Annotated in this window: 17 protein-coding genes; 14 read left to right on the forward strand and 3 right to left on the reverse strand. The window is 49.6% G+C overall.

Features of this window, described 5'->3' with window-relative positions; all coding sequences use genetic code 11:
• The 8 genes from pilW (at position 1) to AC2T15_RS02620 (ending at position 8,592) form a co-directional block, all read left to right on the forward strand.
• The gene (gene pilW / locus AC2T15_RS02585; RefSeq protein WP_286592931.1) at positions 1–762 is read left to right on the forward strand and encodes a type IV pilus biogenesis/stability protein PilW; all 762 of its coding nucleotides are present in this window, start codon (positions 1–3) and stop codon (positions 760–762) included.
• Complete coding sequence (locus tag AC2T15_RS02590) at positions 759–1,709, forward strand: RodZ domain-containing protein (protein ID WP_486778658.1); 951 nt, start codon at positions 759–761, stop codon at positions 1,707–1,709. Before pilW ends, AC2T15_RS02590 begins: the two co-directional genes overlap by 4 nt.
• A complete protein-coding gene (gene ispG, locus AC2T15_RS02595) occupies positions 1,699–2,811 on the forward strand; it encodes a flavodoxin-dependent (E)-4-hydroxy-3-methylbut-2-enyl-diphosphate synthase (RefSeq protein WP_486778659.1) in 1,113 nt (370 codons plus the stop codon). Before AC2T15_RS02590 ends, ispG begins: the two co-directional genes overlap by 11 nt.
• A gap of 9 nt (positions 2,812–2,820) precedes the next feature.
• Positions 2,821–4,110 carry a histidine--tRNA ligase gene (gene hisS, locus AC2T15_RS02600; RefSeq protein WP_286592929.1) on the forward strand — a complete coding sequence of 430 codons (1,290 nt, stop codon included), beginning with the start codon at positions 2,821–2,823 and terminating at the stop codon, positions 4,108–4,110.
• Positions 4,111–4,134: 24 nt separating this feature from the next.
• Positions 4,135–4,785, forward strand: coding sequence for a YfgM family protein (locus tag AC2T15_RS02605; protein ID WP_286592928.1), 651 nt, complete (start codon positions 4,135–4,137; stop codon positions 4,783–4,785).
• Between the two features lies 1 nt (position 4,786).
• Positions 4,787–5,929: an outer membrane protein assembly factor BamB gene (gene bamB / locus AC2T15_RS02610; RefSeq protein WP_434060753.1), complete on the forward strand. Its 1,143-nt coding sequence runs from the start codon at positions 4,787–4,789 to the stop codon at positions 5,927–5,929.
• Between the two features lie 80 nt (positions 5,930–6,009).
• A complete protein-coding gene (gene der, locus AC2T15_RS02615) occupies positions 6,010–7,479 on the forward strand; it encodes a ribosome biogenesis GTPase Der (protein WP_053105921.1) in 1,470 nt (489 codons plus the stop codon).
• Between the two features lie 162 nt (positions 7,480–7,641).
• Positions 7,642–8,592: a TonB-dependent receptor plug domain-containing protein gene (locus AC2T15_RS02620; protein ID WP_486778660.1), complete on the forward strand. Its 951-nt coding sequence runs from the start codon at positions 7,642–7,644 to the stop codon at positions 8,590–8,592.
• A 21-nt stretch (positions 8,593–8,613) separates the two neighbouring features.
• On the opposite strand, the gene AC2T15_RS02625 is transcribed toward AC2T15_RS02620, so the two are convergent.
• Complete coding sequence (locus AC2T15_RS02625; RefSeq protein WP_053107984.1) at positions 8,614–9,705, reverse strand: AraC family transcriptional regulator; 1,092 nt, start codon at positions 9,703–9,705, stop codon at positions 8,614–8,616.
• A 121-nt stretch (positions 9,706–9,826) separates the two neighbouring features.
• Between AC2T15_RS02625 and AC2T15_RS02630 the strand changes: the two genes are divergently transcribed.
• Positions 9,827–11,863, forward strand: a complete 2,037-nt coding sequence (locus AC2T15_RS02630; protein ID WP_053103560.1) for an NADPH-dependent 2,4-dienoyl-CoA reductase — start codon at positions 9,827–9,829, stop codon at positions 11,861–11,863.
• A 189-nt stretch (positions 11,864–12,052) separates the two neighbouring features.
• Here AC2T15_RS02630 and rne read toward each other — a convergent pair whose 3' ends face one another.
• Positions 12,053–15,154, reverse strand: a complete 3,102-nt coding sequence (gene rne / locus AC2T15_RS02635) for a ribonuclease E (RefSeq protein WP_486778661.1) — start codon at positions 15,152–15,154, stop codon at positions 12,053–12,055.
• A 772-nt stretch (positions 15,155–15,926) separates the two neighbouring features.
• Here rne and rluC point away from each other — a divergent pair.
• From rluC to sppA, 3 genes are read left to right on the forward strand one after another with little or no spacing between them, the layout of a single operon-like run.
• The gene (rluC, locus tag AC2T15_RS02640) at positions 15,927–16,916 is read left to right on the forward strand and encodes a 23S rRNA pseudouridine(955/2504/2580) synthase RluC (RefSeq protein WP_486778662.1); all 990 of its coding nucleotides are present in this window, start codon (positions 15,927–15,929) and stop codon (positions 16,914–16,916) included.
• 11 nt (positions 16,917–16,927) lie between these two features.
• Entirely contained in the window at positions 16,928–17,608 is a 681-nt protein-coding gene (locus AC2T15_RS02645) for an HAD-IA family hydrolase (protein WP_486778663.1), read from the forward strand.
• 24 nt (positions 17,609–17,632) lie between these two features.
• Complete coding sequence (sppA, locus tag AC2T15_RS02650; protein WP_486778664.1) at positions 17,633–18,613, forward strand: signal peptide peptidase SppA; 981 nt, start codon at positions 17,633–17,635, stop codon at positions 18,611–18,613.
• Between the two features lie 57 nt (positions 18,614–18,670).
• Here the strand turns inward: sppA and AC2T15_RS02655 are convergent, their stop codons facing one another.
• A complete protein-coding gene (locus tag AC2T15_RS02655) occupies positions 18,671–19,255 on the reverse strand; it encodes a Maf family protein (protein WP_486778665.1) in 585 nt (194 codons plus the stop codon).
• Between the two features lie 108 nt (positions 19,256–19,363).
• On the opposite strand from AC2T15_RS02655, the gene ffh reads away from it, so the two are divergent.
• A complete protein-coding gene (gene ffh, locus AC2T15_RS02660; RefSeq protein WP_053101406.1) occupies positions 19,364–20,740 on the forward strand; it encodes a signal recognition particle protein in 1,377 nt (458 codons plus the stop codon).
• A gap of 135 nt (positions 20,741–20,875) precedes the next feature.
• Positions 20,876–21,133 carry a 30S ribosomal protein S16 gene (gene rpsP / locus AC2T15_RS02665; RefSeq protein ID WP_053101407.1) on the forward strand — a complete coding sequence of 86 codons (258 nt, stop codon included), beginning with the start codon at positions 20,876–20,878 and terminating at the stop codon, positions 21,131–21,133.
• Positions 21,134–21,141 lie beyond the last annotated feature (8 nt).

Here is a 21,141-nt window from a genome sequence, read left to right on the forward strand (position 1 = left end):
ATGAAAGTGCGCAAAGGTTTATCGACAGTATTGGCTGCCTTATGGCTGACAGCGTGCGTATCTTCAGGAAATGGAAATCCCCTTAAATCCAGCAGTGGCCGAGAGCAAGCGGTTGACGCTTATGTCCAGCTGGGGATTGGTTATCTCCAAGATGGCTTAACTGAGCAGGCCAAGGTACCGCTAAAAAAAGCCTTAGAAATTGATCCTAAAAGTGCGCATGCTCACGGCACTTTAGCCTATGTTTTTCAGCAAGAAATGGAGTATGAGTTAGCCGAACAGCACTTTCTTAAAGCCATTGCACAAGATCGTAGCCCACGGATGCTGAATAACTACGGCAGTTTTTTATATGAGCGTAAACAGTATGCTAAAGCCTACAAACTGTTTACCGAAGCCGCTAAAGATACGATGTATCCTGAGCGCTCCAGAGTGTTTGAAAACCTAGGCTTAACCGCCTCTAAACTAGGCAATAGCAGTGAGGCCGAGCATTATTTGGCGCGCTCATTGCGTTTAAATCCAGAACAGCCGCGGGCTTCTTTAGAGTTAGCTACGTTATTATTTGAACAGCAGCAGTACGTGCCCGCACAAAAAAACTATGAGAATTTTCAGCGCTTCGGTGAGCAAAATCCGCAAAGCCTACTATTAGGCATTCGTTTGGCGCGTATTTTTAATGACCACAGTCAGGCTGCCAGTTTAGAGTTACAGTTGCGCCGCTTATACCCGGCTTCAGCCGAATATAAGCAATATCAGCGAGAGCATTTATGAGTGAAGTTGAGCAGCAAGCAATGACTGGCCCTGGCAGTGCCCTTAAGGCAGCGCGTGAAGCGCGGGGTTTAAGTTTAAAAGAGGCGGCTGAGCGGATGCGTTTAACGCCGCAAGTGATCACTGATTTAGAAGCAGATGATTACACTAATTTGGCCAAGGTTTATTCCCGTGGATACCTGCGCACCTATGCGCAGTTTTTGCAGTTAGATGTTAGCGCTTTGCTTGAGGCCCATGACCGTATTCAACAGCAAGCAGGGCCAACAGTGCAGCGGGTGAAAGTCATTCAAACCTTACCCGATGAGTCCAAGCTGTCGTGGAAATTGATGCGTTTTAGTGTGTTAGCGTTAATTTTATTGCTGCTTGGTTTGGTTTTGTTTTGGTGGTTTGAGCAAGATCGTCAGGAACAGGCGCTGAACACTGCACCTAATGCATTACAGCAAGTGGAAATTCAGGGCTTAGATGGCAGCAGTGAAATTCACTCATTCCAAGCCCCGCTTGCAGATACTCAAGCGTCTACGGTGGAGCCGGAACCAACTGAGTCAGCCGATGTTGAATCAGATTCGTCCGCTTCAGAGCCAGGCGCAGCAGAGATAGCAGAGAGCGAGCCAAGCAGTGAGACTGCTGCAGTGGCAACAGAACAGGCTGAGCCGGTGCTGGATGAAGCAGTAGCGTTACCGGTGTTAGCTGAAGGGCATGGACAATTTGTGGCAGAATTTAGTGGCGAGTGCTGGTTAAGTGTGACCGATGCTAAGGATAAAGTGTTGTATTCAGGTACTAAGCGTGCCGGTGAGCAACTAGAGGTTACAGGGCTTGCACCTTTGGCGGTGCGTATCGGGCTAACCAGCTCAATCGCTCAAGCGACTTACAATGGCGAGCACATTGACTTTAGTCATTATAGCAATGGTAAGACCGCTAGACTGAAATTGGGGCAAGAACATGCACGGTGAAAATCCGATTAAACGTCGTCAATCACGCAAGATTATGGTGGGAAAGGTTGCCGTTGGTGGTGATGCACCGATTAGCGTGCAAAGCATGACCAACACTGAAACCTGTGATGTAGCAGCGACAGTGGCGCAGATTAAACGCTTAGAGCAAGCCGGAGCGGATATTGTCAGGGTTTCGGTGCCGACTATGGAAGCTGCTGAAGCCTTTGGCAAAATTAAGCTACAAAGCGCGGTGCCTTTAGTAGCTGATATTCATTTTGATTATAAAATTGCTCTGCGAGTGGCTGAATTAGGTGTTGATTGCTTACGCATTAATCCGGGCAATATTGGTCGTGAAGACCGAGTGAGAGCCGTGGTAGAAGCAGCGCGAGATCGCGGCATTCCAATTCGAATTGGGGTTAATGCTGGATCTTTAGAAAAAGATTTACAAAAAAAATATGGCGAGCCAACGCCTGATGCGCTGGTTGAATCGGCATTGCGGCATGTGGAGCACTTAGATCGGTTAAACTTTCCTGATTTTAAAGTCAGTGTTAAAGCCTCAGATGTATTTATGGCCGTTGAGGCCTATCGTAAACTGGCGCAGCAAATCGAACAGCCATTGCATTTAGGTATTACCGAAGCCGGTGGACTGCGCTCAGGTACCGTGAAATCAGCGGTTGGCTTAGGCATGTTACTGGCTGAAGGCATTGGTGATACCTTGCGTATTTCTTTGGCTGCAGACCCAGTAGAAGAAATTAAAGTTGGCTTTGATATTTTAAAATCACTGAAGTTACGTAGCCGTGGAATTAACTTTATTGCTTGTCCGAGCTGCTCACGGCAAAACTTTGATGTGGTGAAAACCATGAATGAGCTGGAAGCCCGTCTGGATGATTTATTAGTGCCGTTAGACGTTGCGGTGATTGGCTGTGTGGTAAATGGGCCAGGCGAAGCTAAAGAGGCTGATATAGGCCTGACGGGTGGCTCGCCAAACTTGGTTTATATTGATGGTAAACCGGTTAGTAAATTAAATAATGAGCAGTTGGTGGATCAGCTCGAGCAAACGATCCGTCAGCAAGCAGCCGCGAAATTGGCTGCGAACGCTAATCTTATCGCGCGAAGTAAATAAGGATTCCTAGTGAGTAAAGCGTTGCAAGCCATTCGTGGCATGAATGATATTCTCCCAGAGCAAACTCCGGTTTGGCGTTATTTTGAGCAAACCGTAGCGGATTTATTAGATAGTTATGGCTATCGTCAAATTCGTATGCCGATTGTAGAGTTTACTGAGTTGTTTAAACGTTCGATCGGTGAAGTGACTGATATTGTTGAAAAAGAAATGTACACTTTTGCCGATCGCAACGGTGATTCCTTAACCTTGCGTCCAGAAGGTACAGCCAGCTGTGGCAGGGCGGTAATGGAACATGGCTTAATTAATAACGGGCAAGTGCAAAAGTTATGGTATATCGGCCAGATGTTCCGTCACGAGCGACCACAAAAAGGCCGCTATCGTCAGTTCCACCAAATTGGAGTTGAAGCTTTTAACCTACCGGGGCCTGACATTGATGCTGAGCTAATTATTCTAACTTGGCGGTTATGGAAGCAATTAGGTATTCAAGAGGTGGTTACTCTTGAACTCAATAGCCTAGGTACAGCAGAAGCTCGTGCGGTGTACCGTAAAGCGCTGGTTGAATACCTAGAGCAGCATTTTGATCAGTTGGATGAAGACAGTCAGCGCCGCTTAAGCACTAATCCATTACGCGTGCTCGATAGCAAAAATGCACAAACCCAAGCGTTATTAGAAAATGCTCCTAAGCTGGATCAGTATTTAGATCAAGAATCGGTTGAGCACTTCAATGGAGTCAAAGCGCGCTTAGATGCAGCGGGCGTGCCCTATGTAATTAACGCTAAGCTGGTGCGTGGACTCGATTACTACGGTAAAACAGTGTTTGAGTGGGTAACTACTGAGTTAGGCGCTCAGGGTACGGTGTGTGCCGGCGGACGTTATGACGGGCTAATTGAACAACTTGGTGGTAAACCGACCACGGGTGTTGGTTTTGCCATGGGCATTGAGCGCTTAATTCTGTTACTGGAAACATTGGATAAAATTCCAGCCAGTTTAGCTCGCACAGTGGATGTGTTTGTTTGTGCGTTTGGTGAGCAAGCTGAGTTGCAAGCGCTGAACTTAGTTGAGGCTTTACGCGATCAACAGCCGCAGCTGCGGATTCTAGTAAATGCTGGTGGCGGTAGCTTTAAAAGTCAGTTTAAAAAGGCCGATCGCAGTGGTGCATTATATGCGTTAGTGCTGGGTGAAGATGAGTGCGCGCAGCAAGTGGTGGCGATTAAACCGCTACGCACAGAAGGTGAGCAAATTACCGTTCCATGGGATCAGTTGTCTGAGCACTTAGCTCAACAACTTTCCTCTCATTAATCGAATTACAATAGGAGTATCGGCGTGTCTGATCGTACTGAAGAAGAACAAATAGCGCTGATTAAAGACTGGTGGAAGCGTAATGGCACCTCGTTAGTGGTAGGGGTGTGTGCAGCGGTATGTCTAGTTGTCGGCTGGAATTTCTGGCAAAACTCACAAACCACTCAAGCACAAAATGCCTCGGCGTTGTACCTAAGCTTGCTAGAGAACTCGTTAAATACCAAAGAGGCAGTTGATATTGCCGAGGCCACTAGTATTGTGGGTGAGCTACGTACGACTGCCAAAGGCAGCCATGCCCAGCAATATGCTGAACTAATTTTAGCTAAGCTAGCGGTCGAAGAGGATCGCCTTGAAGAAGCAGCGCAGATTTTAGCGCCTGTGGTTGAGAAGCCGGCAGATCCGATTACCGGTGAACTGGCGCGTCAACGTTTAGCTCGTGTGCTCAGCGCCCAAGAGAAATACGACGAAGCTTTAGCATTATTTGCTAGCCAAGCCCCAGAAGCTTTTACTGCTACCCGTGAAGAAGTACGCGGTGATATTTTGGTGCAAGCCAATCGCCTAGAAGAAGCCTACAGCGCTTATGCCAGTGCACGTAAAGCCCTAACTAATCCTGCGGCGGAGGGTGCTTTACTGATGAAGCTTGATGATCTGCCAGCCCCTAATAAGGATGCTTAATATGAAGTTATCGCGTAGTTTAGCTGTACTTGCATTGTCATTATTGGCGGTGGGTTGTAGCAGCAGTGGCAGTAAGGAATTACCGCCATTAGCGCTGCAAAAAATCCAGCAAGAAGTGGGCTTAAAAACCGAATGGTCACGCTCGGTGGGAGTTGGGCAAGGTAAGCTGTGGAATAATCTAACGCCAGCAGCCGAGGGCGATACGCTCTTTGTTGCCGATGCTAATGGTTTGGTGCAGTCGTTGGATCGTTTTACTGGTAAAAGTAAGTGGCAAACTAAGCTTAAGCAAGATATTTCCGGCGCAGTCGGAGTTGGCTATGGCATGGTGCTGTTAGCCGCATTGGATGGCAGCATTATTGCTTTAGATAGCCAGACCGGTGAGCAGCACTGGAGTACGCCGGTTGGCAGTGAAGTATTAAGCGCGCCGGCGACCAATGGTGATGTGGTGGTGGTGCAAACCCAAGACGATCGCTTAATTGCTTTAGATGCCTATGATGGCCGTCAACGCTGGGTGTATGACAATACGCCAGCACTTTTAACGCTGCGTGGTACCAGTGCGCCGATTATGACTGAGCAAGTGGTATTTGCCGGTCTCTCAACCGGTAAAGTGATTGCCGTAGATACCGAGCGCGGTTTACCCATTTGGGAGCAACGAGTGGCTATTCCTAGCGGTCGCACTGAGCTTGAGCGAATGGTCGATGTGGATGGTGACTTACTGCTCAATGACGGTATTTTATATGTGGCGAGCTACCAAGGCCGCTTAGCCGGTCTGGATGCACAGAGCGGTCAAGTGTTGTGGCAGCGCGATGCCTCTAGCTATGTAGGGCTTGCCGAAGGCTATGGCAATGCCTATGCCAGTTTGGCCGATGGCCTTGTAGAAGCGGTGGATCAGCGCTCATCGGTGGTGATGTGGAGCAATGAAGATCTATTGCGCCGTCAGCTGTCAGCGCCTGCCACCTTAGCTAGCTATATTGCTGTAGGTGATTTAGAAGGCTATCTGCACTTATTAAGCCAAGTAGATGGTCGCTTTGTTGCCCGTACTCGCATTGACTCTAAAGGTCTGCGAGCGCAGCCCTTAGTGGTTGGTGACTGGATTTATGCTTATGGTAATGGCGGCAAACTGGTCGCATTAACCATTAAGTAACAGGTACGCCTGTATTGTGAGCCGCTATCTAATTGTTGGTAGCGGCTTTTTGTTTTTTTGATTTATCGCTGGAGGAACTCATGGTTCCTGTAATTGCTTTGGTAGGCCGACCGAATGTTGGCAAATCAACCCTCTTCAACCGCCTAACCAGAACCCGCGATGCCATTGTTGGTGATATTCCAGGTTTAACCCGTGATCGTCAGTATGGCGACGCTAAATGGCAAGGTCGTAGCTTTATTCTGATTGATACCGGAGGAATTTCCGGTGACGAAGAAGGCATTGACGCCAAGATGGCAGCTCAGTCGCTGCAGGCGATTGAAGAGGCTGATGCAGTCTTTTTCTTGGTCGATGCCCGCGATGGTTTGTGCGTGGCTGATGAGTATATCGCGGAACATTTGCGTAAACGCAATAAGCAAACCTTTGTTGTGGTGAACAAGGTTGATAGTTTAGATGAAGAAGTGGCGCGAGCGGAGTTTAGCCCATTAGGCTTGGGTGATTCATTTGCGATTGCGGCTGCCCATGGCCGTGGCATTAACCCGTTAATGCAGCATGTGATTGGCCATGTTCAGGAAGAAGAACCTGAAGTAACCGATGCAGAGTTAGCCGCAGTTGAACAAGGTCAAGAGCTGGCTCGAATCCCAGGTCCTGATGAGAAAGACGGGATTAAAATTGCCATCATTGGGCGTCCTAACGTGGGTAAGTCCACCTTGGTGAACCGCATGCTCGGTGAAGAGCGCGTGGTGGTATATGACCAACCCGGTACCACGCGCGACAGTATTTATATTCCCTTTGAGCGTGATGAAGAAAAGTACACCCTGATTGATACCGCAGGGGTGCGCCGCCGCGGCAAGATTCATGAAGAGGCGGAAAAGTTCTCGGTAGTGAAAACCTTGCAAGCCATTAAAGACGCCAACGTGGTGATCTTTGTTATGGATGCCCGCGAAGGGGTGGTTGAGCATGATCTCAGCCTCGTCGGCTTTGCTTTAGAGGCAGGGCGCGCGATTGTAGTGGCGTTAAACAAGTGGGATGGCATGCAACCGAGCGAGCGCGACTATGTAAAAACCGAGCTAGAGCGTCGGCTGTACTTTTTAAACTTTGCCGACATTCACTTTATTTCGGCATTACATGGTACTGGCGTTGGGCACTTATATCAGTCGGTGCAAGCCGCATTCAAATCGGCGATTACCCGTTGGCCGACTAATCGCTTAACGCAAATTTTAGAAGATGCAGTACAAGAGCATCAGCCGCCGATGGTGAATGGCCGCCGTATTAAATTACGCTATGCCCACTTAGGTGGCGCTAACCCGCCGTTGATTGTGATTCATGGTAATCAAATTGATGCGGTGCCTAAAAGCTATACCCGTTACTTAGAAAATACGTATCGTAAAGTACTTAAACTGGTCGGAACCCCGATCCGCATTGAGTATAAAGGCGGTAGTAACCCCTACGAAGATAAGAAAAATAAGCTCAGCGAGCGGCAAGTGAATAAGAAAAAACGCTTGCTGGCGCGGAAAAAAGAAATGGAAAAAAGAAAGAAGAATAAGCGTTAAGCCATCGCTAAACTGGCTGTTTAAACCCGCTCAGTTATTCAAGACTGTGCGGGTTTTTTATTTTTAGCAGAGTTTTTGTTAAACAAATTTACTGTTTCGATTGAACTTTACGTCTTACATGCGAGTGATTCTTATTACTGGATATGGTAGGACCTATTGTTCATGCTTTCTAATTTCAACAAAATGGCTTTAGCCGTAGCGCTACAAACTTCCTTGATCTTAACTGTTGCGGTGGCCCCCAGTTCATTGCTGGCGGCCGCTGAGACAACTGCAGTGCAAGCGGCAAGTAAGCGCCAAGCCTTTGCTATAACCGGCCTAAGTCTCGATCAGGCCTTGCTTCAATTTGCCGAGCAGGCAAGGCTACAGCTGTTATTTAAACCCAGTGCTTATCGGCACTGGCCAGCTCCAAAGGTGATAGGGAAATTCACCGCAGAACAAGCGCTGGAGCAATTAATCAAAGGTTTACCGGTGCATTATCAATGGCTCAGCGAGCGCCAATTGCGCATGAGTACAAAGCCCGTGGCAACCCTTAGTTTAGCTACAGAGCAGGTAGTAGCCGAAGCGTTAGACGCGAGCGATACTCAGCAGATTACCCATTCAGCAACTGACTTAACTCGTTTAGCCATTCAAGATGAGCGTGATTTAGTGCGTCTAAGCACCGGAGTGAGCGTGGTAGAGGGTGGTCGTAGCGGTAGTAATGGCTACGCTATTCGTGGGGTGGATGCGGATCGGGTGGCAATTACAGTAGATGGCGTACCCCAAGCTGAAAGCTTTGCTCCCGATGTATATCAAGGTTACGGTTACTTTAATGGCACCCGTAATACCACGGAGCTAGAAAATATCCAGCAGGTAGTGATTAGTAAAGGCGCTGATTCACTGAGTGTGGGCAGTGGTGGGATTGGTGGAGCGGTGCAGTTTCGTACCAAAAACGTAGCCGATTTTATTCAGCCTAATCAGAATTTTGGCTTGCTGGCAAAAGTGGGTTATTCCTCTAAAAATGCTGAATGGCGACAGGTTGCGGGGGGATTACCCCCCCCCCCTATCAGTTGTTACTCATCAATGGGGAAAAAGCTAAGCAGCAGGTCAGTGCAGTGCTGCAAATTGATCAGTTAGAGCAGGGGCTGAGCGAGTTAGTCAATCAGTTTGAGCTGCAACGTTATCAGCTGCCTGGTATGACTGTGCTGCGTTAGTGCTGAGTTTATGCCGACGATATTCGCCAGGCGTGAACTTGCTCCAGCGTTTAAACGCTCTCTGAAAGGCTTCCGGTGAAGTAAAACCGAGCAGCCAAGCAATTTCACTAAAGCTTAGGGGGGTATCAGCGATATAGCTGCTAGCTAAGGCATAACGGGTTTGCTGCAGCAGTTGATTAAACTGGGTGTGTTCAGCGGCTAAGCGGCGGCGCAAAGTCCAGCTAGGCAAGTTTAAGAGCGCGGCAATCTCTTCTAAAGTAGGCTCGCCTTGCTTGAGGTGGGCAGCAATCAGGCTAATGACTTGTTCGGTCAAACTGGTTTGTTTGGTGAGCTGCTGTAGGCGTTGGCGACACAGCAGTAGCAATTCTTGCCAGGTGTGAGGGCAGTGTTTGGGGTTACTGAGACTTAGGCTGTGCTGTGACAAACGCAGTTGATTAGTCGCTTGGGCAAAGTGCACCGGTGCTGCAAAATGCTCGACATAACAGGCGCTGTAGCTTGGTGCAGGGTATTCAATCGCAATCTGTTCGGCATGCACCGGTTGTTGGGCAATTAACGTTAAGTGCTGTAGCCAGCTACTGAGCACTGACTCCACCACAAAGCGGTTGTAATCATTGTAAGGGCTGATTGAGTAAAACCTTAGCCATGCGCCTTGTGCATCTTCAATCAGCTGGCTTTGGCCGCGATAATTTTGCGCATACAGCGGCTCAAACTCAGTTAAGCAACGAGCGGCGGCTCTTAAATTAGGGGCTTGAGCTGCACAGACACCGGCTAAACCAAAGTGTTCTGGGGCACTGAATCGACCCATCAATAAACCAAAATCAGCACGCTGCGCCAGTGTAGTCGCGGCATGCCCTAAGCGCATATAACGCGCAATCGATAGTCGGCCATGGGCTTGGTTTAACTGTGGCTTATCCAGTTCGAACTGCTCAAATAAAGCTTTAGGTGATACCCCTAAGCTGCTTAATGCTTGTTGAATACTTTGGGTAAAGCCAACGGATAGTGTGCCGAGGCGAACTTTAAGCTGCTGTGCTGTCATTTTTGGTTATTAGATTGTTACTTTTAATCATTGAGAAGCCTAGTCTAGCTGATTATGGTAAGCCTATCCGATGTTTAGTGTTGCTTGATGCAAACATAATGAAAAAGATAATGGAGTCACTATGAGCAGTTCAGCCTATCCCAATTTGTTAAAGCCATTAGATTTAGGTTTTACCACCCTAAAAAACCGTGTACTCATGGGGTCCATGCACACGGGACTCGAAGAGCGTCCCGGTGGTTTTGAAAAAATGGCGGCTTATTTTGCCGAGCGTGCCCAAGGTGGCGTTGGCTTGATGGTAACCGGGGGGATTGGTCCGAACGAAGAAGGTAGCGTGTATCAGGGCGCGGCCAAGCTCACCAGCAGTGAAGAAGCGGCGCAACATAAAATTGTTACCGAAGCGGTGCATGCAGCGGGTGGTAAAATCTGTATGCAGATTTTGCACGCCGGTCGCTACGCGTTTAGCCCGAAATTAGTCGCACCTAGTGCTATTCAGGCACCGATTAACCCATTTAAACCCAAAGCGTTAGATGCCGAAGGCATTGAGCAGCAAATTAGCGACTTTGTGAACTGTGCGCAGCTTGCTCAACAAGCGGGCTATGATGGCGTAGAAATTATGGGTTCTGAAGGTTATTTAATTAACCAGTTTCTAGTTAAGCACACCAACCAGCGTACCGATGAGTGGGGCGGCAGCTATGAAAATCGCATGCGTTTCCCTGTAGAAATTGTGCGTCGAGTGCGTGAAGCGGTAGGCCCAGAGTTTATTATTATTTATCGCTTATCGATGCTGGACCTGATTGAAGATGGCAGTGACTGGCAAGAGATTGTGACCTTGGCTAAAGCCGTAGAGCAAGCGGGCGCCACTATTTTAAATACGGGTATCGGCTGGCACGAAGCGCGTATTCCAACGATTGCCACCAGTGTGCCGCGGGCTGCCTTTACTAAGGTTACCGCTAAATTGCGTGGGGCAGTTAACTTGCCCTTAGTGACAACCAACCGAATCAATATGCCTGATGTGGCCGAGCAAGTGCTGGCTGCCGGTGATGCTGACATGGTATCGATGGCACGGCCTTTCTTGGCGGATCCTGAGTTTGTAAATAAGGCTGCCAAGGGTCAGGCGCAGTTAATTAATACCTGTATTGGCTGTAACCAAGCCTGCCTTGATCATACCTTTAGCGGTAAGTTAACCAGTTGCTTAGTTAACCCGCGGGCATGCCATGAAACTGAGCTGAATTATCTACCCACCACCGCGCCTAAGCGGGTTGCGGTAGTGGGTGCAGGTCCTGCAGGCTTAGCTGCAGCTACGGTAGCAGCTGAGCGGGGGCATCAAGTGACTTTATTTGATGCCGCTGAAGAGATTGGTGGGCAGTTTAATGTGGCTAAATTAGTCCCAGGTAAAGAAGAGTTTTACGAAACCCTGCGTTACTTTGGCGAGAAAATTAAGCAAACCGGTGTCGAGTTGAAGCTCAATACTCGAGTGACGACAGAAGATCTGGTTGCAGGTCAGTTTGATCAAATTTTACTGGCTACCGGAATTGTGCCGCGTACTCCTGAGATTGAAGGCATTGAGCATCCTAAAGTGATGAGCTACTTGGATGCACTCCAAGGCCGTCGCCCGATTGGGCAAACGGTGGCGGTAATCGGTGCCGGTGGTATTGGCTTTGATGTATCGGAATTTATTACCCATAGCGGAAAATCAGCCAGCTTAGATAGCCAACTGTTCTGGCAGGAATGGGGTATTGATCCGAATTTAGAGGCCCGTGGCGGGGTAGCCGGTGTTCAGCCAGAGCAGCCAAGCACGCCGCGTAAAGTGTTCTTATTGCAACGTAAGAAAACTAAAGTGGGTGCAGGTTTAGGTAAAACCACCGGTTGGATTCATCGCGCCAGCTTGAAGAACAAAGATGTAGATATGATCAGCGCTGTGGAGTATCTCAAAGTGGATGATCAAGGTTTGCATGTGCGTATTGCTGAGGGTGAGCCGCAAGTGCTGGCGGTAGATAACGTGATTATCTGTGCCGGACAAACCCCACAGCGTGAGTTATTCGACGCCTTACAAGCTGCAGGGCAGTCAGTGCAGTTGATTGGTGGCGCCGATGTTGCCGCCGAGTTAGATGCTAAGCGGGCGATTAATCAAGGCTCGCGCGTGGCGGCAGAACTTTAAACCAGTCATAAGCTACAGCATAAAAACCTTCTGCCGCTGGGCGTGTTAATGCCTGAGGTAGAAGGTTTTTTATTGTCGGCAATTTATGTCTCAATCTTCGAGCCAGGCGTTTGACGGTGTGGCTGTCAATCTACAGGCATTAAAAAAGGGCATCGATTGATGCCCTTTTTGCCTAATCAGCGATGGCCCTTAAGCTGGCTCAATCCCTGGTTTAGCCTCTGATTCTTCAGCAGTTTCGGCAACTGCCGGTGTTTCAGGGCTAGTTGCAACCACTGGCGCTGCTTCTGCTTGGGTGGTTAGGGCTTGCTCGGCTAAGCGCTGCTGACGACGACGCTCACGTGGGTCATTAGAGGCGCGACCAACTGGGCGCTCCAGTGGCTCAAAGGTCACTTGTGGGGCGCTGCTAGTGGTTTCACGCTCAGCTTTAGCTTGGGCAGCTTGTTGCTGCGCTTCGGCTTCAGCTTGTTTAGCCGCTTGCACAATAGCTGGATCAATCGTTGGACCGGCTTTGCCAAAGGCGCGACCTGAGTTAGCTGTGGTTGCTGAAGCTAATATGGCTAACAGTGCTTCATCGCTAGAGCTTTGAGCAGCAGGGCTTGCAGCTGTTTGTTGCTCTGGCGCTGCTGGCTGCGGCTGCTTGCTTACAGGAGCGGCCACTGGCTTTTCAACGACTGGTGTAACTGGCGCAGCTTGGGCTTCAGCGATTGCTGTTGGCTGTGGCTCAGCGGTTTTGCTTTCGGTCAGCGGTGCTACAGGTGCTGGCTCTGCTTTAACCTGCTCAGCTTTCTCTACGCTAACCGCTTCGGCTTTAGCAGGTGCCGATACGGGCTCAGCTACAGCTGGAGTTGGGCTGGCAGCGGCTGCAACTGGCGGCGCAGCTGGCGCTTCGGTTACAGGCTGAGCTGGAGTGACTACTTCAGCTGCGGCTTCAGGTGCCTTGGTTGGTGTAACCGCCGGTTCAGGGTTAGGGGCTGCGGCGCGAATTTCAATCGGCGCTGGGGTTGCCAGCGGGGTGCGCTTAGGCTCGCTAGCAGCAGTTTTAGGCTCAACAGCTGGTGTGCTAGGTGCCTCGACTGCTTCAGCTGTCGTTGCTTCTGCTGGAGTGGATTGAGCTTTCTCTTGCGCTTGTTGCAGCTCTTCCGGTAAGCGTTCGCGGCGATTGCTACGACGACGCTGACCCCGTGAGCGACGACGTGGACGCTCATCATCTTGCTGCTCGAAGCGATTATTATGCGCTTCTTGTGGGGTGCTGGTTTGGCTCACCTCATCGGCAGCTGGCGCTTGGCGCTCAGTGCGTTCTTGACGGGCCGGACGCTCACGACGCTCTTCACGGGCTGGGCGCTCGCGGCGGCTGTCTTCGCGTGCTGGACGCTCGTCTTGGCTGGTGCGCTCATTCTCCCGCGGGTTACGTGATTCTTCGCGGGTTTTACGCTCTTCCTCACGGTTGGAGTTGCGCTCAGTACGCTCATTACGGTTAGTGCGTGGGTTATCGCGGCGACGCTGATTATTGCGTGCTGGGCGACGCTCTTCCTTGCGTGGTGCTTCTTCGCTAGCTGCTACAGGCTTGGCTTCTTCTTCAGGCTTGCTGGCGAACAGACTCACTAAGGATTTTACTAGGCCTTTAAACAGGCTAGGCTCTTGGCTGCTAGGCGTTGCTGGGGTGGAAGCAACGGGTAAGCTGGCGCGATCAGAGGGTAACACTTTAACTGCGGCCTCTTCACGTACTAACGAGCGCGTGGAGTGCGGTGTGCTGGTCGATTGCTCATCACTGTTATCATCGCTAGCCATTTCATAGCTTGATAAGCCAGATAAAGCCTCTGGGTTATCATCACGCAGGCGCATCACTTCAAAGTGCGGTGTTTCTAAGTGCTCGTCAGGCAGAATGAAGATACGTACTCGGGTGCGCAGCTCGATTTTGGTGATGGCATTACGTTTTTCGTTGAGTAAGAACGCAGCAACTTGGAATGGAACCCGTGCACGGACTTCAGCAGTGCGCTCTTTCAGGGCTTCTTCTTCGATCAGACGTAAAATCGCCAGTGAAATTGACTCCACATCACGAATGACGCCTTGGCCATTACAGCGTGGGCAGACAATGCCACTGGTTTCACCTAAGGAAGGGCGCAGACGCTGACGAGACATTTCCAGTAAGCCAAAGCGTGAAATGCGGCCTACTTGTACCCGTGCCCGGTCGACTTCTAGGCATTCGCGCATACGATCTTCAACAGCACGCTGGTTTTTGGCAGGAGTCATGTCGATAAAGTCGATCACGATCAAGCCACCAATATCACGCAGGCGTAATTGGCGGGCAATTTCTTCGGCGGCTTCTAAGTTGGTTTGCAGTGCGGTTTCTTCAATATCGCTGCCGCGGGTAGCGCGAGCCGAGTTAATGTCAATTGATACCAAGGCTTCGGTTGGGTCAATGACCAAAGCACCGCCAGAGGGCAGTTTAACTTCGCGCTGGAAGGCGCTTTCAATTTGGCTTTCAATTTGGAAGCGGTTAAATAAAGGTACGCTGTCTTGATAGAGCTTAACCTTACTGGCGTACTGCGGCATCACCTGTTCAATAAAGGCGAGCGCTTCTTTTTGGGCATCAATGGTATCAATTAAGACTTCGCCGATATCTTGGCGTAAGTAGTCGCGGATGGCGCGGACAATCACGTTACTTTCTTGGTAGACCAAGAACGGAGCAGCGTCTTTATCAGCCGCTTCTTTAATGGCATTCCACAGGTTAACTAAGTAATCAAGATCCCACTGCAGCTCTTGAGTGCTACGGCCTAAGCCCGCGGTGCGGACAATAAAGCCCATATCTGCGGGTGCGTTAAGTGAGTTAAGTGCCGCGCGTAACTCTTGGCGCTCCTCACCTTCAATGCGGCGAGAAATACCACCAGCACGTGGGTTAGTTGGCATTAATACCATGTAACGGCCAGCGAGGCTGATCATGGTCGTTAGAGCTGCACCTTTATTGCCGCGCTCTTCTTTATCCACTTGAACGATAATTTCTTGGCCTTCGCTCAAGACTTCTTTGATATTGACGCGACCGCCTTGGTAAGAACTATTGAAGTATTCGCGGGCAATGTCTTTTAACGGTAAGAAACCATGGCGCTCAGAGCCAAAGTCAACAAATGCTGCTTCAAGGCTAGGCTCGATGCGAGTAATGCGACCTTTATAAATATTGGATTTTTTTTGTTCACGGGCGCCTGATTCAATATCTAAATCAAACAGACGTTGACCGTCTACTAGGGCAACCCGCAACTCTTCAGGTTGCGTGGCGTTAATTAACATTCTTTTCATGGGTATCACTTTCCGGAATCCAAGTAGGGCCGTGCGGCAGTGATGCTCACGTAGAATACAGGCGGTGCGCTCAGCTTGGGTTAAGCTGTGTCTAGCAAACCAAGCCTAAGCTTGGCGGCGACGGCGTCTCCACAAACAGTGCGATTCTGAGCTAGGGCACAAGCAGCAAGAATTAATGACTTGCGCGTGATAGCGGGCTAGTAAGAGCCGATGAATCAGCACCGAGTACACAGGGAGGAGGAATCAGTAAACACAGGCGGACGTGATGAAGCGTCTAGTTTATCTAAGCAACGCGCAATGTTTATTGTGCATCTCCACCGAGTTATTCATACGGGCATTGATGCCGCTCAGGTCTACTCAGAGCGGTTTATAAAAAGCCGTTCTGCAGACCTAGGTCTATATGCAGAAATGGCACTAATTTTTTAAGCAGCTTAGTCAAGTCGTTGGCTTGCAAGGTGGCTTGTACCTTAAACACGTTTTTACTTTCGTTCTGCCTAGCGGTTAGTTGTTTGCGGCCTAATGATAGCCACGGCTTAAGCAGATTTTCAGCGGTTGGAATATAGCAGTTACTGGCGCTTGCTTCAATTGAATAAACGCAACGCTAGTTGCCTTAAGGGCTTGGGCTAAGGCAAAAATAGCGCGGGCTAAGCAAACTGTGCACTCGCTGGCAAAATTGAAGGCGGCTGCAATTAAACAGGAGCAAGCAAAGCTTAACTGAATCCGTATAATGGCTTTTTTGCGGTGTTTATTAGCCTAGGAGTCCACTGGATTTATGAGTGAAGCAGTTCAGCCTGTCAGTACAGGTGTGCAATTATTAGAGGTTGAACCTGGATTCGATGGGCAGCGGATCGATAATTTTTTGCGTACTCGCTTAAAAGGTGTGCCCAAAACACTGATCTATCGCATCTTGCGTAAAGGTGAGGTGCGGGTAAATAAAGGCCGAATTAAACCAGACTATCGACTCAAAGTGGGCGATATAGTGCGTGTTCCACCGATTCGTGTCACTCCTGCTGATGAGCCAGCGCCGATTGCCCAAGGCTTACTTGAACGCCTAGAGCAAGCCATTGTATTTGAAGATAAACAGCTGATTGCCTTGAATAAACCAGCCGGGATTGCAGTGCATGGTGGCAGTGGTTTGAATTTTGGGGTGATTGAAGCCTTTCGTCAGCTCAGACCACAGGCCAAAGAAATCGAGTTAGTGCACCGATTGGATCGCGATACCTCAGGCTTATTATTGATCGCTAAGCGGCGCAGTATGTTGCGCCATTTACATGAGCAGCTACGCAATGAGCAGATGGACAAGCGTTATCTGGCATTGGTGAAAGGGGCTTGGCCTAGCAGTCGTAAACAGGTGGCGGCTCCTTTGCAAAAAAATAATTTGCGCTCAGGGGAGCGGATGGTTGAAGTGAACGATGCAGGACGCGATTCGTTAACCTTATTTAAGGTGGTACGTCGTTTTGCTGAGTACGCTACGTTAGTTCAAGCCAGTCCAGTCACTGGCCGCACCCATCAAATTCGGGTGCATGCGCAATACGCCGGACACCCCATCGCCGGCGATACTAAATACGGCGATGACGAGTTCAGTAAACAGATTCGTGAGCTAGGCGGTAAGCGCTTGTTTTTACATGCCAGTGAGCTGGCTTTTGCGTTACCCAGTGGCGAGCGTTTGCAGTTACAGGCGCCAGTAGAGCCGCAATGGACCCAGGTGCTCGAGCAATTGGCAGCCAGTACCGGCGCTGCAATTAAAGACAGTGAAAGTTAAGAGAGGTCAGGGTGCAACAGACTAAGTATCCGTTATTGATTTTTGATTGGGATGGCACGTTGGTCGACTCGATTGACCGTATCGTGCAATCGGTACGCCATGCGGCCGAGCGTAATCACATGGTGCAGCGTGAAGAGTACGCCATTCGCGGGATTATTGGCTTGTCATTAGCCGATGCCTTTGCGGTGCTGTATCCCGCGCAAGCGACAGATAGTGTACTACGCCAGCAATTTATTGAAGATTACAGTCAGCATTATATCGCTCAAGAAAGTACGCCTTCGGCGTTTTACCCCCATGTGCGTGAGCAGTTAGAGCGCTTTAAAGAACAGGGTTACCAGTTAGCAGTGGCGACTGGAAAAAGTCGACGTGGGTTAGATCGCGTTTTAATTGGGCACAAGTTACAACAGTTTTTTGATATTACTCGTTGCGCTGATGAGACCCAAGGTAAGCCGCATCCACAGATGCTGCATGAAATACTGGCTTACTGTGGTAAAGCACCCGCACAGGCAGTTATGGTGGGTGATTCGCCGTTTGACTTGCAAATGGCGCATAACGCACAAATAGACAGTGTGGCGGTCAGTTATGGGGCTCAGCGCCTTGAAGTGCTGTTGCAAGAGCAGCCGCTGCATAGCATTGATTGTTTTTCCGCCTTAGCACCCTGGCTGGCAGAACAGTCATCGTTCCACCTTTAGATTCAGTCATAGAGAGAGTAATTTATGCAACCCCATGAGCCGCATCGCCCGTCACATCCTTTGGATGATAAGAGTTGGCAGATTTTAGAGCGTACTGTTCAGGCCAGCATCATTGAACAACGTCGCACCCGACGCTGGGGAATTTTCTTTAAGCTGTTAATGTTTACCTACCTATTGGTAATGCTTTTGGCTTTTTCGCCCCTGGCTTCGTTAGGCGATAAGCCAGAAATTACAGGGCCGCATACGGCAGTAATTGAAGTAAAGGGAATGATTGCTGAGGACGAAGCTGCCAGTGCTGATCGCTTAGTGAGCGCCTTGCGTAAAGCGTTTAAGAGCAGCGACACTAAAGGCATTGTTTTACGGATCAATAGTCCAGGTGGTAGCCCAGTACAGTCGGGCTATGTATACGATGAAATTAAGCGTTTGAAAGCCACTAAACCAGAACTCAAAGTCTATGCTGTGATCGCTGACTTGGGCGCTTCAGGGGCGTACTACATTGCCAGCGCCGCCGATGAGATTTACGCTGATAAAGCCAGCTTGGTGGGTTCAATTGGCGTAACTGCGGCTAGCTTTGGTTTTGTTGGCACTATGGAGAAACTGGGGGTTGAGCGCCGAGTGTATACCTCAGGTGAACATAAAGCGTTTTTAGATCCGTTTCAGCCAGCTAAAGCAGAAGAGGCAGAATTTTGGCGCTCAGTGCTAGACACCACCCACCGACAGTTTATTAAAAGTGTGAAGGATGGACGGGGTGAGCGCTTAAAAGATGCCGAACATCCTGAATTATTCAGTGGTTTGATCTGGTCTGGCGAACAGGCATTAGCTCTGGGATTAGTTGATCAGCTAGGCAGCACCAGTTTTGTAGCGCGTGAAGTCATTGGCGCAGAGAAAATCGTTGATTACACAGTGCAAGAGTCGCCCTTTGATCGCTTTGCTAAGCGTTTTGGCGCCAGTGCCATGAGCAGTTTAGCCACTTGGCTAAGTACTGAAAGCCCACGCTTACAATAAGCTAACACGTTATAACTAACTCAGCCGGCAGGTAAATGCTGGCTGAGTCTTGTGCTGTTAGGGGAGGGTTTGCCCCAATTGCTGCAGTAGGCTAGTGAGGGCAATTAAGGGTAAGCCGATCAGTGCGGTAGGATCATCACTGCGCAGATAACGAAACAAACTAATCCCAAGGCCTTCGGCCTTAAAGCTGCCGGCGCAATCATAGGGCTGTTCAGCTTGCAGATAGCGCTCAATTTGTGCCGCTGATAGAGGACGAAACTTAACAGTGGTGCTAACGCAGTCGCTAAGCGATTGCTGGGTTGCGCTGTTTAATACAGTTAAACCGGTATAGAAATAAAGTTCTTGGTCACTGGCTGCCTGTAATTGCACAGTTGCTGCTTGGTGGGTGTGAGGCTTGCCTAAAATCTGTTGCTGGCGCACGCAGACTTGATCAGAGCCAATAATTAAATGCTGGGGAAAGCGCTCGGCTAACGCCTGAGCTTTTTCTAAGGCTAAGCGTTGCACCAGTTGCTGAGGCGCCTCTTCTGGGCGCGGCGTTTCATCAATCGCTGGCGCTACCGCGCTAAACGGCAAGCCTAGGCGTTGCAGCAATTGTTGGCGATACGGCGAGCTAGAGGCAAGAATAATCGGTAAATCTGTCATAAAGGGCGAGCTAATTTGGTCAGAGGCAAGTGTCAGCACTGTCGTCAGGTCAGGGTTCAGGTATACTTCGCCTATTAACAAAAGCAGTACCCCGTATGAGGACCATGCATGTTTGAGAATTTAACAGAACGCCTGTCACAGACATTACGTAATGTTACGGGCAAAGCGCGTCTGAGTGAAGACAATATTAAAGATACCCTGCGTGAAGTGCGCATGGCGTTATTAGAAGCCGACGTGGCTTTGCCGGTGGTTAAAGATTTTGTCAATGCAGTGCGTGAGCGTGCAGTCGGTACTGAGGTATCTAAAAGCCTGACGCCGGGCCAAGCCTTTGTCAAAATTGTGCAGGCTGAGCTAGAAAGTATGATGGGTGAGGCTAACGAAGACCTAGCCCTAAATGCTGCGCCACCCGCTGTGATTTTAATGGCGGGCTTACAGGGGGCGGGTAAAACCACTACCGTCGGTAAGCTGGCGCGCTTTTTAAAAGAGCGCAAGAAAAAGTCGGTGATGGTGGTGTCGGCCGACGTTTATCGCCCAGCAGCCATTAAGCAGTTAGAAACCCTTGCTGAGGAAGTGGGCGTTACTTTCTTTCCCTCAGATATTAGCCAAAAGCCAGTAGACATTGCTCAGGCTGCAATTCAACAAGCCAAGCTTAAGTTTATTGATGTGGTGCTGGTGGATACCGCTGGTCGCTTAGCTATTGATAGCGACATGATGGCAGAGATCAGTCAGTTGCACGCTGCGATTAATCCAGTGGAAACACTGTTCGTGGTGGATGCGATGACGGGGCAAGATGCGGCCAACACAGCTAAAGCCTTTAATGATGCTTTGCCACTCACGGGTGTGGTGTTAACCAAGGTTGACGGGGATGCCAGAGGCGGTGCGGCGTTATCGGTGCGCGCTATCACAGGTAAGCCGATTAAGTTTTTAGGGATGGGTGAGAAAAGCGAAGCGCTGGATCCTTTTCATCCTGATCGAGTGGCTTCGCGGATTCTGGGCATGGGCGATGTTCTGAGCTTAATTGAGCAGGCAGAGCAGACCCTTGACCGAGAAAAAGCGGAAAAGCTAACCAAAAAGCTGAAAAAAGGTCAGGGCTTTGACCTAGAAGACTTCCGCGATCAGCTGCAACAAATGAACAATATGGGCGGTCTGGGTGGTTTGTTGGACAAAATGCCCAGTATTGGTGGGGTTAATCTTGCGCAAGCGGGCGTGCAAGGGGCTGCAGAAAAGCAGTTTAAGCAGATGGAAGCTTTGATTAACTCGATGACTCCGCAAGAACGACGCAACCCTGAAATTATCAGTGGCTCCCGTCGCCGTCGGATTGCCCAAGGGGCTGGCGCGCAAATTCAGGATGTGAGTCGTCTGATTAAACAGCATAAACAGATGCAGAAAATGATGAAGCGAATTACCGGCAAGGGCGGCATGGGCAAGATGATGCGTGGCCTTGGCGGAATGATTCCAGGGATGGGAAAAATGCCTAAGTTGTAGTGATTAACTTGGGCGCTAGGGCGCTTTTGAAAATGGACTAGGCAAAGCGCCTGATACAACGTAGAATATGCGACCGTTTGGGCCTTGGCCTAAATGTGTCCGCTTGATTTAAGCATTAACAAACAGGAAAACCTAATGGTAACTATTCGATTAGCACGTGGTGGCTCTAAAAAGCGCCCTTTCTATCATTTAACAGTTGCTGATAGCCGCAAAGCACGTAATGGTCGCTTTGTTGAGCGTATTGGCTTCTTTAACCCAATCGCCACTGGTGGTGAAGTTCGTCTCTCAGTTAACCAAGAGCGCGCTAACTACTGGTTAAGCCAAGGTGCACAGCCATCTGAGCGTGTTGCACAGTTACTGAAAGATGCAGCTGCAACACCTGCTGCGGTTTAATTTCAGTG

It is taken from the genome of Thiopseudomonas sp. SA1F2-1K, assembly GCF_057443035.1.